Below are 15,333 nucleotides of genomic sequence, written 5' to 3' on the forward strand. Positions count from 1 at the left end.
CATCACAACTTCTTAGAAGTTGGTTGCGGCCAATCCGGCCGCAACTATTAATCGCAACCCTACTCGCGCTACTCAGTATCCCTTTGCTTATTCTGCAAATGTACTTTTTGGCGCTCATTTCTAACTCACTGATCCAACTAAACCAACCAGAGCCATTGCTCTGGTATGGTTTTGGTGGTGCATTTTTGATTCGATTAATACTCTTAAGTAGCAAAGACTTTATAGCCCAAGGTGCCAGCCGAAATTTACGTCAGCAATTGCGCAACCAAATTTGGCAAGGTTTATCACTATTAGGGCCCGCGAAGCTCAAATACGGTAGTGATGGCCAGCTATCCAGTTTATTAACTGAGCATATCGACGCACTCGATGGTTACATCTGTCGTTATTGGCCACAGCAATTTCTAGTATTAGTCGCACCACTAACAATCGCTATCGTCGTAAGTCAACACAGCCTATTGGCTAGTGCGTTATTATTATGTACCGCCCCCTTAGTGCCGCTATTTATGATCCTCGTTGGCAAAGAAGCGAGCAAAGCCAGTACCAAACAACTACAAGTACAAAGTCGAATGAGTGGTCGACTGTATGACTTTTTACTAGGTTTGAATATCTTAAAGAGACTCAATGCCAGTCATGTTGCTGAAGCACACCTTGCTAACGCAGCGGAAGGATATCAACGCAGTACCATGCAAGTCCTAAAACTGGCGTTTTTATCCACTGCCGTATTAGAGTTATTTAGCTCATTGGCAATCGCGTTGGTCGCCCTATATTTAGGCTTAGGTCTGTTAGGAGAACTCCCCTGGCTTAAACAGGTGGTTCCTGTAGATTATGCTTCAGCATTATTTATCCTGCTGCTTGCGCCCGAGTTTTATCAACCGCTTCGGCAACTGGGCAACGATTATCATGCCAAAGCACAAGCACAGTCGGCGAGCTTACTACTAGCACCATTATGGCGAGCCATCAGCGAAGCCGAGAGCCGCCAACAAAGCTCAGATTTAGCGACCCATGATTTACCAGAAAAATTACTGCAAGCGAAGCAGTTTTCACTGACACTCTCTCACATTGTGGTGGGACAAACCCAAACGCCTCGACTAGCACTAGAGCAACTAAACATTCCCGCTCAATCTCGACTCCTTATCACTGGCCCAAGTGGCAGCGGCAAGTCCACTCTATTGCAATTATTCGCTGGTTTTCTTCCTTTTCAAGGTAATTTAACAGTCAATGAAATTGATATATCTGCGAGTCAAATGCCCCGACTAAGGCAACACATTGCCTATTTAAACCAGCACGCCGAATTGATGCCCGGTAGCATTGCCGATAACTTGCAACTTGCAAAACGCAACGCCACTGAAACGGAAATGATTCAAGCCCTTACTTCAGTCGGCTTATGGACATGGTTAGCCACCACGCAACAAGGCTTGGACTATCCCATCGGTGAAAGCGGACTCGGGCTATCAGGTGGACAACAACAACGTTTGGCCCTCGCGCGCTTATTACTACAACCTAAAGCCATTTGGCTACTCGATGAACCCTTTGCCGAGCTGGACCAACAAAGTGTTCAACCACTCTGCGAAGTCCTCGCAGAAATAAGCCGAGGAAAAACGCTGCTCATCGCGAGCCATCAATGGCAACACCTTCATTTTTTAGACGCTTGTATTTATCTGAGCGAAGGTAAAATGACTCATTCTGATGAGTTATCACCGCTGCCAAGCAGTTGCCATATACAAGAGCCGACACCATGAAATCATTAAAATTACGTCACTTATTAGTTTGGCAGTGGCGAGGCTGGAGCCTCAGTGGGCTGCTTGGTTTACTCACCGTTGCAGCCACCGTATTACTATTGGCGTATTCTGGTTGGTTTATTAGCGCCGCCGCGATGGCAGGGGTTGCAGCCATTCAAGCAGGCAGCTTCAATTACATGCGGCCGGGAGCCGTGATCAGGTTTTTAGCCATTACCCGAACGGCGGGGCGCTACGCAGAGCGTTTACAATCACACCATACTGTATTATCGCTGCTGAAAAATTTGCGGGTAAACACCTTTCATCGACTGAGTCATCAAAGCATTGCTGATTCTTTGCGATTTGAGCAGCCCGATAGCGCCGAAACCTTGCAACGTTTAATCAGTGACATTGACTTACTTGACCAATTTCCACTACGAGCTATCGCACCTTGGTTCTGGGCTATTGCCCTTGGCGGATTTTTTAGTTTAGCCATCGCCTACTATCTTCCCAGTGCATTGTTCAGCATCGTTTTGCTCCTGCTGATGCGACTTATACTACTCCCCTTTATGATGTTGCCTCTGGGTATTCATTTAGCCAAGCAAGAAGTCAATTACAACGGCCAACGTCGACAAGTCACGCTCATTGGTTTGCAATTATTAACCACCCTTTTAACCTTTGGTCGCTGGCAAGACTATGCTCAAACCGTGGCAGACAATGAACAGACAATCAACCGTTTACAACAACGACTCCAACTCTCTGTTCTCATCGCCGATAGCCTTGCCCAGCTGTTGCTTTTAGTCGGTATAATCTGTTTAGCGATGCCTGGAACATCGATGGTCCTCGAGCAAGCACTGCATCCGGCTATTTTAGTGGCTCTGCTCTTAGCTTGGTTAGGTTTATCTGAGGTCTTTCAAGCTTTATCCTCTCTCCACCTTGCCATCGGTTATAGCGTCGCAGCCAAAAATAGAACCAATCAACTGATCGCAAGCTCACCAAGTGCAAAGACAGAATCGGCAAGCAAAACGGTCGATATTCTTTCTCAAGCGGAGTTGAATTTTAGCATCGCAGATCTATGCTTTGGATTTAAACCACAAGCAATTCTCACTCACCAGCAAAACCAAACCTTTAAGGCTGGCGACGTGGTCTTATTAAGCGGTCCTTCAGGTATTGGCAAGAGTTGTTTATTGCAAACCCTTGCTGGCGATATACCGAAAATAGCAGGTTCGATTGCTCTAAACCAACAATTACAGCACCAGTTTAACGATAACACTTGGCATCAATATGTTGGCTACTTGCCGCAACGTCCGTTTATCTTCCAGCTAACCATCGCTGCCGACTTAAGACTCGCAAAACCCAAAGCAAGTGATACGGAGTTATCCGAAATATTATCATTAGTCGGCTTACAAGAATGGTTAGCCAAACAAAGTCACGGCCTACAAACCATTTTAGGTGAGTACGGTGTCGGCTTATCTGGCGGCGAACTACGTCGCTTCACCTTAGCTCGCCTATTGTTAGCCAAAACCCCAGTTTTACTACTCGATGAACCCTTTTCAGGTTTAGACCAAGCCTCTACAGAGCAACTACTGCAGGGTCTATTGCACTGGCAACGCGATGGTATTTTAATTATCGCGAGCCACCAACAATTAGAACATCCAGCATTTACGAAGCGTTGGCATTTAGGCGTTCAATAATTAAAACCAATCGTTGACGGTATAAGATCCGAGTCGAGCATCAAACAAACAAGCCGAGAGCCGTGAATCCTCTCGGCTTGTTTAATCGTTCGGTTCTTGGTGCACAGGCAACCAATAATCACTCTTCAGCAAATAGAAAAGTCCACGTAGGCTTTTTACAAGCTCAAATTTAAGCATCATTTAGCCAATATCATCGATATTGCGATCACCGTAGACTAGCTGATTAATTTTCACTGTAGTGCCAATTTTGGCCAACGATGACAATCCCTTCACCTTCAAAACCTTAATAATAGGGACAAAATCTCGAGCTTATAATGAGTTGCCGCTAACGTCTTGTGCAACTAATGCCCCCGCATCAACTTCAGACCCGTTACCAGAGCATGCATGGCAAATGATAAGCATAGATAGATTCATCTTGAGGACAAGTCGCAATTGTATCGCTCATTCGCTCATCACATTAAACAAGCATACATTCGATATTCTAGGCCACCCTTACTGTAATAAAGCTAGATAATAAAGCTAGATAATAAAGCAAAGATGATTGCCGTTAATTATAATCGCATTATAATGTAATTGTAATATACCTTTCTAAATTGGAGCGATAAATGATTGCGATTAGCGAAGCGCTAAGAGCGGGATTACTCAAGCCTAAGAACTGGGTAAGTAATATTATTGCAGGCGTCATTGTTGGTGTTGTTGCTCTTCCTCTCGCGATGGCCTTCGCCATCGCCTCCGGCGCCAAACCAGAGCAAGGCTTATATACCGCAATTGTCGCAGGCTTTTTGGTCTCAATTTTTGGCGGTAGCCGGGTACAAATTGCCGGCCCGACCGGCGCCTTCATTGTGGTACTTTCAAGCATCACCGCCCAGCATGGTATTGAAGGATTACAAATAGCCACATTCATGGCTGGACTGATCTTAATGCTTTTGGGGATCACCAAACTAGGAAGTGTCATTAAATTTATTCCAGCGCCTGTTATCGTAGGTTTCACGGCAGGAATAGGGGTCATCATTTGGGTCGGCCAATGGAAGGATTTTTTTGGTTTACCTGAGGTCACTGGTCAGCATTTCCATAACAAGCTATATCATCTGATTAATGTTCTTCCACAATTTCATCTTAGCACTAGCATGCTAGCCATATTTGCCCTATTGCTGGTAATTTATAGTCCGAAAGTACCGCTATTAAAACGAGTCCCTGGCCCCTTAATTGCGCTCGTCCTCACCACCCTTATTCAAGTATTCTTTCAATTTGACGGCGTACGCACAATTGGCTCAGCTTTTGGCGAAATACCACAAGGCTTACCCGAGCTAAGCATTCCTTCACTAAGCTGGACGAAAGTAATAGAACTGATTGGCCCAGCCTTTACCATCGCCATGTTAGGCGCGATTGAATCCTTACTCTCAGCGGTGGTTGCCGATGGGATGGCGGGTACTCGTCATGACTCCAATCAAGAATTAATTGGTCAAGGACTGGCAAATATAGCAGCGCCATTATTTGGCGGTTTCGCGGCAACCGGGGCGATTGCTCGTACCGCAACCAACATTCGTAATGGTGGCAACAGTCCCTTAGCTGGTATTGTCCACTCAATCACTTTATTAGTCATATTGTTAGTGCTTGCCCCCCTAGCAAAACACATTCCTTTAGCGGCCCTTGCGGCCATCTTATTTGTTGTCGCTTGGAATATGAGTGAAGCGAAACACTTCATTAAAATGGTTCGCCGCGCACCACGAGCCGACGTGCTAATCCTATTAATTACCTTTGCTCTTACGGTATTTGCCGATCTCGTTGTAGCAGTCAATATTGGCGTAATATTAGCAACTTTACATTTTTTACGACGTATGGCGAGCAGTGTTGAAGTGAAGCAATCTTCGGCACAAGAACTCGCCTTAGAGTTTGCAGAGAAAGGCTTAGGAGAATTACCAGAGAATATATTGGTATTTGCGGTTGAAGGTCCTTTCTTCTTCGGAGCAGTTGAAAATTTTGAACGAGCGCTAGCCTATACTCACAGCGATCCTGAACACCTTATCATTCGTTTAAAATGGGTTCCATTTATCGATATTACTGGGCTGCAAGCCTTAGAAGAAGTCATCAGCGGCTTACAGCGTCGTGGCGTGAATGTATTGCTATCTGGAGCCAATCAACGGGTCTCGGCCAAATTGAAGAAAGCAGGAATTATCGAGCTAGTTGGCCACGAGCATATGTTTCTGTTATTTGATGAAGCGGTTCGAGTTTTACTAAACAATAACTCAAAACAGCAGCGCTAACGTTTCACTTGTGGGTTATGGGTAGCACTGTCAGCATAACTCACATTATGTTGCTCAAGATATTCTCGGATCAATTGCCTAACGACTTGTGACGGCGTTAAGTCTTGAGAAGCACATAGCTTCTCAAATGCCTGCTTTTTACGCGGGTCCATCAGCACTGTAAAACGCGCGGTCTTGTTTTCCACTGGGGTGTACCTCACTAACATTATAATTTGATTATAACGTTAGTGTAATTAAGATCAGATTTTAATACTAGGGTCTGTTAATCTTTGCTTATTATTTTTGCAGTCGCTTGTCGTTATAGTTAGACAGGACAAACTCAATAAAGAGTCATCGCCACCATGGCTCATACGGGAACGCAGCATCACCAACCGAAGGGCTCGGTTACAATTTATCGCTGAAACAGCAACTACCATCACCGTTCAATCCACTCAGCGGTGACGTCTCAGCATCTTAGGTCGATATTGAAGCTGTCGACTAACACGTTTAGCAAATAAACGAACGAATACAAAACCGAGCCCTAGACTCAGCAAGGCCATCAACACTACGCCCCATTCATTCGATGATTGCTGCGCAAACAAAAACTTCCCAAGACCCGCGCCAACAATTAAACACAACAAAGGCACTAAATAAATCAGTAAAGCACTTGTGAGCATGTTTTTAGCATTTAGGCCTAGGTCTATCTGTTCACCAACTTGCACTTCTTCGGTAAGTTTCACACTGAGCCGATGAACTCGATGAGGAAATGCCTTGGCGATAGAACTATTACCACAATGCTCAGCACTCCCACAGCTGCCACAAGCGCTTTTACTCACGCATTCAACGACTGCATATCCCTGCTCTAGCGCAACAACCTTGGCCGTTTCGATAATTAAATTGGAATTATTGGGCAGGTTCACTTGGCAGCTCCAGATAAGGGCCCAATTTCACAAAATCAGCAATTTTAGAGGCTGTGTCTGGAGGGATCTCTCCGACAACAGTAATTTCAACTCCCTGCCTGACAACCGTATGTAAACTGGTGGCCCCTTGGCGAACCAATTGTTCACGTAAGGGATTGGTTTTACCTATAGCATTTGCATAAACAGAGATATCAAATAAACCATCACTTAACTTGAGATAATCCACTGGCTCAGCTAACAATAATAATGAATGTCGTTCTTTTTGCGCAACTTTCATACCCTCCGGCTGCCAGCCTAAACGCCAGTTAATTTTTTGCTTCGACTCATCAACGGGGAGCTTACCAACCACTGCTTTTGGTAAATCCAAACTAGCAAGTTCATGCATCCAGGCGGTGGGTTGTTCAAATTCGGCTAAATTGACAGCCATTTGCTGTTCAACAAGCTCGCCATCATGGTCAACGATATCTAATCGCAAGGGTAATTGCGTCGCGTAATCAATCCAAAAATACAGGCCATAAAGATCGGAAGACTTAGGAACGATCCGCATCACTTGGGCTGGACGTCCAGCAACCCGACTCTTGCCCGCGATCACTAAATCATAATTCGTGGTTAAACCATCAATATCAATCGCCGCCAAATTACCAAACATGCCCGGTAAACGAGTAGAAGCTAAACTATAAGGTGTTTGTCCTGGTTCAAAAAAAGCCACAACACCTTGACGATAAACCCCTTCATTGGCAGGACCATTGAGATATACACGATGCGCAACTTCAACCCCATCGACAACACCATGAATTAACCGTTCTGGTTCAATATGACCTTGACGTACCGTGATAAAAGACAACTCGTAGTTACGTTGATGAAAGGCTTGTTGATATTCTTGTAATAAATTAATCGCGGGGCTAGTTTGACTGACCTCACTAGGAACGCTAGGGGGACTATCAGTACTCTCTGCCGAAACAGAAAAAGATGCCAGTAATATAATTACTGGCATCAAAAGTTGTTTAAAACGCATAAGTTATATAACTACTCTACTATTCTCTGTTGAAAACGATGATCCTGTAAATAAGCACTAATACGTTTACGTTGTTCAATCATTTCGGCTTCACTTAACTCGCGTGGCTGTGGGCTAGATTGTAAACTAACCGGAGCAACCGAACCACCGACAGGCACGGTATTAAATACCGGTAAAGGTTGCTCTGTATCACTTGCTACTTGTAAAGAATACTGTTGAACACCAACAATAGCAGCCACCGCGACTGATGCCGCAATTGCATACTGTCCCGTATACTTGAAAAACCGCACCAACTTACCAGAAGATTCTTTTTCAGAAGAATGAGAAGGCCGAGGTGCGACAATGGCGGGCTCATCTTCTAAGGCCAACGCGATATTATCAGCAATATTCAAATTAATCTTCTTGGGGGTTTCCCCACGAAGCACATCGCCAATCAAATGGTAATTACTCCATTGCTGAGCACGCTCTGGCTCGTTGGCTAACAGCTCTAACAGTGATGCGTCGGTCGACTCGTTATCAACCAATGCGGATAACTGTTCTTGATTTGCCATATTAGTCACTCATCCCCAAAATTACCTGCTTAAAAGCGGTTGGATCCGCTTCTCTATTGCATCCCTTGCTCGGAATATCCGCGAACGGACAGTACCAACAGGACAATCCATCACACTTGCAATCTCTTCATAACTAAGACCATCTATCTCTCGAAGCGTAATTGCCGTACGTAAATCATCGGGTAGTCCTTCCATTGTAGCAAAAACTACCTCTTTTATTTCTTCAGATAGCAACAAGGTTTCTGGTGTATCAGCTTCTTTCAATGCTTCTGCACCATCGTAAAACTCGGCTTCATCTGCGTCTACATCATTTGCTGGAGGCCTTCTCCCCTGAGCAACAATGTAATTTTTCGCGGTATTCACGGCGATTCGATACAACCATGTATAAAATGCGCTCTCACCACGAAAATTAGGTAACGCTCGGTAAGCCTTAATAAATGCTTCCTGCGTTACATCGGCTACATCACCATGATTCACAATATAACGTGATACCAGGTTAGCCACCTTGTGTTGGTATTTTTGAACCAACAAATTAAATGCCGCCTTATCTCCGCGCTGAGTTCTTTCGACCAACGCTTGATCTGTCCACTGTTCTGACATCAGTAACTACCGACCTCCTAATGCTTGGGTGTCGGTAACTTCTCTGGCGGCACATCTCTTCAGACTACTTGTTTTCAAAAAAGTTCTCTTTTCATCAAATAAATTTTTGCGCCTCTGTGAGACAGTGCAAACTTGAGTAAGTTTCAGTTAAACTACGATATACTCAAATTTCCCTTTAACTTCATATAAGAGCGCATCTAATGGAATACACTAGCGATGTTCTAATAATAGGCAGTGGCGCTGCAGGCTTAACAATGGCGTTAAACTTGGCAGATTATGCCAAAGTCCACGTCCTGAGCAAAGGACCACTAAAAGAAGGCTCCACATATTATGCCCAAGGCGGCATCGCTGCCGTGTTCGATAAGAATGACAGCGTAGAAGAACATGTCAATGATACTCTTATCGCCGGTGATGGCTTATGTGAAGAAGCCACCGTTCGATTCACCGCAGAAAACAGTAAACGCTGTATCGACTGGCTCATCAACCTTGGGGTTCCCTTCGATCAAGAGACCACCAAAGATGGCGAGGCCCAGTATCATCTCACTCGTGAAGGCGGGCATAGTCGACGTCGCATTTTGCACGCTGCCGATGCGACAGGCAAGGCCGTTCAACAAACCTTGGTCAGAGCAGTATTAAGCCACCCTAATATCACGATTCTAGAGCGATTTAATGCGGTCGACTTAATTGTGAAAGAAGGTGACTCGAAAAAAACTGTTGTCGGTGCCTATGTATGGAATCGAAATACCGAACGAGTTGATGTAGTCAAAGCAAAATTTGTGGCGATGGCGACTGGCGGTGCAAGCAAGGTTTATCAGTACACCAGTAACCCTGATGTCAGTAGTGGCGATGGGGTTGCCATGGCTTGGCGCGCCGGCTGTCGAGTTGCGAACATGGAATTTAATCAATTTCACCCCACCTGTTTATACCACCCAGAAGCTCGAAACTTCTTGCTCACTGAGGCACTCCGAGGAGAGGGCGCGTTATTAAAACGTCCCGATGGGACTCGTTTCATGCCTGACTTTGATGCCAGAGAAGAATTAGCCCCTCGTGATGTCGTGGCCCGCGCCATCGATTTCGAAATGAAGCGCCTCGGTGCAGACTGTGTCTACTTAGACATCAGCCATCGCGATGATGAGTTTATCGAATTACACTTTCCCACTATTTTACAACGTTGCTTAGATCTCGGGATCGATATCCGTAAACAAGCGATACCGGTTGTACCAGCAGCCCATTATACTTGTGGTGGTGTAGTCACCAACTTGAATGGCGAAACGGATATTGCAAACTTATATGGCATTGGCGAAGTGGCATACACTGGTTTACATGGCGCCAACCGAATGGCCAGCAACTCTCTATTGGAATGCGTGGTGTTTGCTCATTCCGCTAGCCAGCATATAAAAGCACATCTAAACGAAGTGAGTATATGCAACCAAATTAAGCCTTGGGACGACAGCCAAGTGAGTAATTCAGATGAAGAAGTCATCATTACCCACAATTGGCACGAACTACGGTTATTTATGTGGGATTATGTTGGCATTGTGCGTACCAACAAGCGCTTACAACGTGCCATGCATCGAATCCATTTACTACAGCAAGAAATCTATGAATATTACTCAAACTTTAAAGTGGGGAATAATCTCTTAGAATTACGTAACTTGGTGCAAGTCGCCGAGTTAATCGTGGGCTGTGCCATGCGCCGTCATGAAAGTCGCGGTCTACATTATAATTTGGATTACCCAGATAAACTGGACATCGTGAAGCCGACTATCCTCGATCCAAACACCTTTTATCAAGAACCAGATAACGTAGACTAAATCGATGGATTTAAACAAGGCTTAGCTAAGCTAAGCCTTCATACTATTCACCACCGTTGCAACGATATTCCGCCCTTATGGTTGTTCAGACTCGATGGGAAAGTTAATTACAAAGCACATCCTACGATAAATATCATGCTCAATACTATCTGCAAAAATCACATTTAATTTTAAACGGTCTTGGCCAATACCAATAATAATACAACAAGTAAAAGCCACGCGAGAGTTCGCTAACCATTGGTAAACCTCAGTTTTCCCACCTTGTTGGTAAGCAATCTGTTCCGCAGAAAAATAACCCTTAGGGCGATAGCACCACCAATGCCAATAGCTCAGCACTATCGAAAAAAGACTCAGAGGGAGTAAAGGAAGTAAACGAGGGAAACAAAATAACAACAAGACTTGCGCCGCAGCCATCAGGCAGATCAGCGCAAAATAAGTCGACGAACGAGTCGCCCTAAATTCACACTTTGACGCGCTTGAGAATAACATTAACCATCGCAGCTAACTGTTGGTCTTCACAAGACTTGTGTCCCATAAACCAAGCAAATAAATCAGGATCATCACAGGCGAGTAAGCGTTTAAAGGTTTGTTTTTGCGCCTCACTCAAATCATCATAAGCTTCATCTACAAACGGCATAAACAATACATCAAGTTCCAACATCCCCCGACGACAAGCCCATTTTAAACGTGATTTATTTTCCTGCATGTTGTTCCTTGTATACATCAGTGACACTGGTAAACTCGGTATTAGCCACAGTTAATAACCAGTTAAAAAATGCTGCAAAAGTATTGACGACAATACCATTTCAGCAACAAAATTACACGCTAATAAGCTTGATCTAGCTCTCAACGGAAGCCGACTATGTCTCAACAAACCTTATGCACTCTCCCTCCGCTGTTAGTTCAGCCTCTGGACCAATGGCATTTAGTCAGGGTGAGTGGAATTGACGCCCAAAGCTATTTGCAAGGACAGCTTAGCTGTGACGTAAACAGTCTTGATCCGGGCCAACAAAGTCTGGCAGCGCACTGCGACCCCACAGGTAAAATGTGGTCAGTATTGCGACTGCTACGTTTAAACGATGACTACTTATACCTGCAACCAAAATCGCTTGCCGACAGCCAATTAGCCCAGCTAAAGAAATATGCGGTATTTTCCAAAGTGGCCATCGAAACCGAAACCAAGCTACAGATTATCGCAGTACTTGGCAGTGAAGCCCCACATTACATCGCGGAACATTTTGGCGATGATATCGCCAGCTATGGTGGTTTAATCGATAGTGGCATTTGTGTGCACCTGGATGGTCCCAAACGCCGCTATTTAGTGATTACCGATCTCGCCAATTGGGGAGAAGATGCGCCAGCCAGCCCACTCGACGCCAATCAATTATGGCGCGCGTTACAGATTGTCTCCGGCCTCCCCATGCTGGAGCTGGCCACCAGCCAGCAATTCATTCCTCAAGCCTTAAACCTACAGTGTTTAAACGCCATTAGCTTTTCCAAAGGCTGTTATACCGGTCAGGAAACCATTGCACGCGCCAAGTATCGCGGCAACAACAAGCGAGCGACGCTGCGCTTTGCCGGACATGGCGATCTCTTACCCAAAGCTGGCGACCGTCTAGAACAAAAACTGGGTGAAAACTGGCGAGCCAAAGCCACCGTATTACAGGCCGTTCAGCTCGATCCTGGCTATATTGAACTATTAGCGGTGTTAAATAAGGATACGGATGCCACCGCAAAGTTTCGCTTAGAAGGGGATGAACAGAGTCTCTATACCATTGCTCAGCTACCTTACGGCTTAGAAGATTGAGACAAGGGCAAACACTGAGCGCCCCGCATCTATTCGCTGGTAGCTATACTGTACTTTAGATGCAAAGATCCGTGCATTGATGGTTTTTTTGGCACGCCATTGATCGCCGAAAAAACCGACAATTCAGACCAGGAAAACACAATGAGCGCTCCACAAGCTATCGCATCCCCTTGTATTCGGCATTGCACGTTGGATGACAAAGATCAGTGCGTCGGTTGTTTTCGGCAACTCGATGAAATCTGCGCCTGGAGTGGGCTGGATGAGCAAGCCAAACGGGAAGTTTTACAACGCTGTGAACAACGGCGTCAACAAGCGCCCACCTGGAAATTTAGCAAGCTCAACTCCCGCTTATAGGAATAAAAATGCCGAGTTTTCAAATCACGGCATTTTTATCAAGCCCTCAGCGAGCCTTAGCCGAAGTCTCCATTCACATACCCCTGGGTTCGCTGGTCCTTTGGCGCGCTAAATATTTGCTCAGTATCACCATGCTCCACCAATTCCCCCATCCAGAAGAAAGCGGTCTTATCTGAAATACGCTTCGCCTGCGCCATCGAGTGCGTGACAATCACAATGGTAAACTTTTTACGCAGCGCCTCCATCAACTCCTCAATTTTATGGGTGGCGATGGGATCCAGAGCACTAGTTGGTTCATCCATCAAAATCACATCAGGCTGTATTGCAATGGTCCGCGCGATACATAAACGTTGTTGCTGACCGCCCGACAAACCAAAAGCATGACTCTGTAAGCGATCGCTCACTTCATCCCACAGGGCGGCACTGCGCAAGGCATTTTCAACTACCTCATCGAGTGTCTGCTTATTGCGGATCCCCTGAGCGCGTAACCCATAAGCCACATTCTCGTAAATACTCATGGGAAAGGGATTGGCTTTTTGAAAAACCATTCCCACCTTCATCCGTAGCGCAGCCACATTACGCTCTTGATAAATGTCTTTCCCTTCTAAATGCACACGCCCGGTAATACGCACATTTTCAATTAAATCATTCATCCGATTTAAAGTCCGTAACAGGGTTGATTTACCACAACCAGACGGACCAATAAGTGCCGTAACTTGTTTCTCCGGAATTTCTAAATCAATCGCCTTTAGTGCGTGCGTATCACCGTAATGTAAATCAAGTTGTTGAACATCAAACTTATTCATATCTATCTCTTAGTAAGCAGCTTTGTTGAATCGACTCGCGATCAATTTAGTCAGTAGGTTAATGGCTAAAACCAAGACAATCAGTACCGTGGCAGTTGCATACGCCTGATTCCATTCATGAACGGTGAACAATTCTTGAGTTAATTTATACAAGTGAACGGTTAAAGTTCGCCCTGAATCGAACACCGACTCCGGCAGTCTGGTAACCATACCCGCGGTTAAAAACACAGGGGCTGATTCGCCAATCACTCGCCCGGTACTTAAAATTACCGCGGTGACAATACCAGGCATCGCCGATGGAAGGATCACCCGCCAGATGGTATAGATCCGTGAACAGCCTAAGCCATAAGACGCTTCTCGGTATGCTTGTGGGACTGCAATCAGGGCTTCTTCAGTAGTGCGAATAATCACCGGTAAAATCAAAATGGCTAAGGTGAGCGCGCCCGACAGAATCGAAAAGCCCAAACCAAGAGTGACCACAAAAAAAGTCATCCCAAATAAACCATAAATAATCGATGGAATACCCGCTAAAGACTCCGTGCAAAAACCAATCACCTTGACAACTTTGCTCCCGGGCTTGGCATACTCGGTTAAGTAAAGTGCAGTCATAATGCCAATTGGGGCTGCGATGCCTATCGATAGCAGCACCATATATAAGGTGGCGACAATCATCGAGAAAATACCCGAGGTTTTACCAATCGTGGTGTAGCTTGAACTAATAAACTCCCAACTTACATGGCTTAAACCATTGCTTAAGATGTGCCATAACATCCACAGCAAAAATAAAATAGTCAAGCCTGCTCCGGCCCAAACGAGGCTTAAAGCAGCCAGATCTTCAATACGACGGCGCATTACTTAACCCTCTGACGATTCAAAATTAACAGCGTCCCATTTAACAACATCACAAAAACCAGCAACACAATCCCAGTTGAATACAATGAGCTGGCATGAATTCCACTTGCATAAGACATTTCCAGAGCGATGTTTGCGGTGAGGGAGCGAGCCGAGTCAAGCAGTGAGCCAGGCATCGCAGGGGAGTTTCCCATCACCATAATAATGGCCATGGTTTCGCCGACGGCGCGTGCAATTCCGAGCACCACACCGGCTAAAATCCCTGAGCGGGCAGCCGGCAAGATCACCTTAAAAATGGTAAATATCGGCGAGGCTCCCAGCGCATAAGATCCTTCTTTATAACTGCGAGGAATGGCACGAATAGAAGTCTCAGCAATGGTAATCACCGTGGGTAAAATCATCACCGCCAACACAATAATGGCCGCTAAAATGGTGCTACCCGCGGGTACCTTAAACACCGATTCAATTGCCGGAACAATGATCACCAAGCCAAAAAAACCATAAACAACCGATGGGATCCCCGCCAGCAGCTCTACCGCCGGGCGGATCATATTGGCCAAGCGTTTAGGCGCAACTTCAGCTAAAAATACCGCCGTTAACAACGCAACCGGAACCCCAATGAGCACGGCTCCGAGGGCTGAAACAAGCGATGCCACAATCATCGCCCCGACACCAAATAAGGCCGGCGGATACCAATCAGTTCCGATGAGAAAATGACTTAAACCCGCAAACTGAATGGCTGGTAAGCCCTCAAGCACCAAAAAATAACCAATAATCGCGACCGACAGAACACCAATCAGTGCGCTCAGCAAAAAGAGTAGATTAAAAAAACGTCCAAGCCAGTCAACCTTTTCAGATGACTGCTTGAGCGCTGCAACTAATGCTGGGTTGTTAAACTCAGCCTGTGGCGTAATAACCGTTTGATTCATAAAATTTTATTTCCAAACCCAAGGCACAACAAA

Annotated in this window: 17 protein-coding genes; 6 read left to right on the plus strand and 11 right to left on the minus strand. The window is 45.5% G+C overall.

Annotated elements, in window-relative coordinates:
- Positions 1-23 precede the first annotated feature (23 nt).
- The gene (gene cydD, locus ACRRS0_RS14625) at positions 24-1,739 is read left to right on the plus strand and encodes a thiol reductant ABC exporter subunit CydD (protein ID WP_432452465.1); all 1,716 of its coding nucleotides are present in this window, start codon (positions 24-26) and stop codon (positions 1,737-1,739) included.
- Positions 1,736-3,409, plus strand: coding sequence for an amino acid ABC transporter ATP-binding/permease protein (locus ACRRS0_RS14630; RefSeq protein ID WP_432452464.1), 1,674 nt, complete (start codon positions 1,736-1,738; stop codon positions 3,407-3,409). Before cydD ends, ACRRS0_RS14630 begins: the two co-directional genes overlap by 4 nt.
- A 180-nt stretch (positions 3,410-3,589) precedes the next feature.
- Here the strand turns inward: ACRRS0_RS14630 and ACRRS0_RS14635 are convergent, their stop codons facing one another.
- Positions 3,590-3,682, minus strand: coding sequence for a hypothetical protein (locus ACRRS0_RS14635; protein ID WP_432469366.1), 93 nt, complete (start codon positions 3,680-3,682; stop codon positions 3,590-3,592).
- 332 nt (positions 3,683-4,014) lie between these two features.
- Between ACRRS0_RS14635 and ACRRS0_RS14640 the strand changes: the two genes are divergently transcribed.
- Complete coding sequence (locus ACRRS0_RS14640) at positions 4,015-5,673, plus strand: SulP family inorganic anion transporter (RefSeq protein WP_432452463.1); 1,659 nt, start codon at positions 4,015-4,017, stop codon at positions 5,671-5,673.
- Here ACRRS0_RS14640 and ACRRS0_RS14645 read toward each other — a convergent pair.
- From ACRRS0_RS14645 to rpoE, 5 genes are all read right to left on the minus strand, one after another.
- Positions 5,670-5,858, minus strand: coding sequence for a CopG family transcriptional regulator (locus ACRRS0_RS14645; RefSeq protein WP_432452462.1), 189 nt, complete (start codon positions 5,856-5,858; stop codon positions 5,670-5,672). The two genes, ACRRS0_RS14640 and ACRRS0_RS14645, sit on opposite strands and share 4 nt — an antisense overlap.
- A gap of 246 nt (positions 5,859-6,104) precedes the next feature.
- Positions 6,105-6,572, minus strand: coding sequence for a SoxR reducing system RseC family protein (locus ACRRS0_RS14650; RefSeq protein ID WP_432452461.1), 468 nt, complete (start codon positions 6,570-6,572; stop codon positions 6,105-6,107).
- Entirely contained in the window at positions 6,556-7,566 is a 1,011-nt protein-coding gene (locus tag ACRRS0_RS14655; RefSeq protein ID WP_432452460.1) for a MucB/RseB C-terminal domain-containing protein, read from the minus strand. The genes ACRRS0_RS14650 and ACRRS0_RS14655 overlap by 17 nt, the downstream gene beginning before the upstream one ends.
- A gap of 32 nt (positions 7,567-7,598) precedes the next feature.
- Positions 7,599-8,138 carry a sigma-E factor negative regulatory protein gene (locus ACRRS0_RS14660; RefSeq protein WP_432452459.1) on the minus strand — a complete coding sequence of 180 codons (540 nt, stop codon included), beginning with the start codon at positions 8,136-8,138 and terminating at the stop codon, positions 7,599-7,601.
- Positions 8,139-8,159: 21 nt separating this feature from the next.
- Positions 8,160-8,738: an RNA polymerase sigma factor RpoE gene (gene rpoE / locus ACRRS0_RS14665; RefSeq protein ID WP_432452458.1), complete on the minus strand. Its 579-nt coding sequence runs from the start codon at positions 8,736-8,738 to the stop codon at positions 8,160-8,162.
- A gap of 200 nt (positions 8,739-8,938) precedes the next feature.
- Between rpoE and nadB the strand changes: the two genes are divergently transcribed.
- Positions 8,939-10,552 carry an L-aspartate oxidase gene (gene nadB, locus ACRRS0_RS14670; RefSeq protein WP_432452457.1) on the plus strand — a complete coding sequence of 538 codons (1,614 nt, stop codon included), beginning with the start codon at positions 8,939-8,941 and terminating at the stop codon, positions 10,550-10,552.
- Between the two features lie 75 nt (positions 10,553-10,627).
- On the opposite strand, the gene ACRRS0_RS14675 is transcribed toward nadB, so the two are convergent.
- Positions 10,628-11,041: a hypothetical protein gene (locus ACRRS0_RS14675; RefSeq protein WP_432452456.1), complete on the minus strand. Its 414-nt coding sequence runs from the start codon at positions 11,039-11,041 to the stop codon at positions 10,628-10,630.
- Positions 11,013-11,258 carry a succinate dehydrogenase assembly factor 2 gene (locus tag ACRRS0_RS14680; RefSeq protein ID WP_432452455.1) on the minus strand — a complete coding sequence of 82 codons (246 nt, stop codon included), beginning with the start codon at positions 11,256-11,258 and terminating at the stop codon, positions 11,013-11,015. The genes ACRRS0_RS14675 and ACRRS0_RS14680 overlap by 29 nt, the downstream gene beginning before the upstream one ends.
- A gap of 156 nt (positions 11,259-11,414) precedes the next feature.
- On the opposite strand from ACRRS0_RS14680, the gene ygfZ reads away from it, so the two are divergent.
- Both ygfZ and ACRRS0_RS14690 read left to right on the plus strand, forming a co-directional pair.
- The gene (gene ygfZ / locus ACRRS0_RS14685; RefSeq protein ID WP_432452454.1) at positions 11,415-12,359 is read left to right on the plus strand and encodes a tRNA-modifying protein YgfZ; all 945 of its coding nucleotides are present in this window, start codon (positions 11,415-11,417) and stop codon (positions 12,357-12,359) included.
- Between the two features lie 141 nt (positions 12,360-12,500).
- Positions 12,501-12,713 (plus strand): DUF1289 domain-containing protein, encoded by a 213-nt coding sequence (locus ACRRS0_RS14690; protein WP_432452453.1) that lies wholly within the window; start codon positions 12,501-12,503, stop codon positions 12,711-12,713.
- 56 nt (positions 12,714-12,769) lie between these two features.
- Here ACRRS0_RS14690 and pstB read toward each other — a convergent pair whose 3' ends face one another.
- The 3 genes from pstB to pstC are packed head-to-tail and all read right to left on the minus strand — an operon-like array spanning position 12,770 to position 15,300.
- Complete coding sequence (gene pstB, locus ACRRS0_RS14695; RefSeq protein WP_432452452.1) at positions 12,770-13,519, minus strand: phosphate ABC transporter ATP-binding protein PstB; 750 nt, start codon at positions 13,517-13,519, stop codon at positions 12,770-12,772.
- A gap of 9 nt (positions 13,520-13,528) precedes the next feature.
- Complete coding sequence (gene pstA / locus ACRRS0_RS14700) at positions 13,529-14,371, minus strand: phosphate ABC transporter permease PstA (RefSeq protein ID WP_432452451.1); 843 nt, start codon at positions 14,369-14,371, stop codon at positions 13,529-13,531.
- Complete coding sequence (pstC, locus tag ACRRS0_RS14705) at positions 14,371-15,300, minus strand: phosphate ABC transporter permease subunit PstC (protein WP_432452450.1); 930 nt, start codon at positions 15,298-15,300, stop codon at positions 14,371-14,373. Before pstC ends, pstA begins: the two co-directional genes overlap by 1 nt.
- Positions 15,301-15,333: the final 33 nt, after the last annotated feature.

The organism is Agarivorans sp. QJM3NY_29 (assembly GCF_050870835.2).
Taxonomy (GTDB): Bacteria; Pseudomonadota; Gammaproteobacteria; order Enterobacterales; family Celerinatantimonadaceae; genus Agarivorans.

Bases quoted from the DNA above. Each gene is read 5' to 3' on its own strand.
- ACRRS0_RS14630 (WP_432452464.1), top strand. From the start codon at position 1,736: ATGAAATCATTAAAATTACGTCACTTATTAGTTTGGCAGTGGCGAGGC.
- ACRRS0_RS14640 (WP_432452463.1), top strand. From the start codon at position 4,015: ATGATTGCGATTAGCGAAGCGCTAAGAGCGGGATTACTCAAGCCTAAG.
- ACRRS0_RS14655 (WP_432452460.1), bottom strand. From the start codon at position 7,566: ATGCCAGTAATTATATTACTGGCATCTTTTTCTGTTTCGGCAGAGAGT.
- ACRRS0_RS14660 (WP_432452459.1), bottom strand. From the start codon at position 8,138: ATGGCAAATCAAGAACAGTTATCCGCATTGGTTGATAACGAGTCGACC.
- rpoE (WP_432452458.1), bottom strand. From the start codon at position 8,738: ATGTCAGAACAGTGGACAGATCAAGCGTTGGTCGAAAGAACTCAGCGC.
- nadB (WP_432452457.1), top strand. From the start codon at position 8,939: ATGGAATACACTAGCGATGTTCTAATAATAGGCAGTGGCGCTGCAGGC.
- ACRRS0_RS14675 (WP_432452456.1), bottom strand. From the start codon at position 11,041: ATGTTATTCTCAAGCGCGTCAAAGTGTGAATTTAGGGCGACTCGTTCG.
- ACRRS0_RS14680 (WP_432452455.1), bottom strand. From the start codon at position 11,258: ATGCAGGAAAATAAATCACGTTTAAAATGGGCTTGTCGTCGGGGGATG.
- ygfZ (WP_432452454.1), top strand. From the start codon at position 11,415: ATGTCTCAACAAACCTTATGCACTCTCCCTCCGCTGTTAGTTCAGCCT.
- ACRRS0_RS14690 (WP_432452453.1), top strand. From the start codon at position 12,501: ATGAGCGCTCCACAAGCTATCGCATCCCCTTGTATTCGGCATTGCACG.
- pstB (WP_432452452.1), bottom strand. From the start codon at position 13,519: ATGAATAAGTTTGATGTTCAACAACTTGATTTACATTACGGTGATACG.
- pstA (WP_432452451.1), bottom strand. From the start codon at position 14,371: ATGCGCCGTCGTATTGAAGATCTGGCTGCTTTAAGCCTCGTTTGGGCC.
- pstC (WP_432452450.1), bottom strand. From the start codon at position 15,300: ATGAATCAAACGGTTATTACGCCACAGGCTGAGTTTAACAACCCAGCA.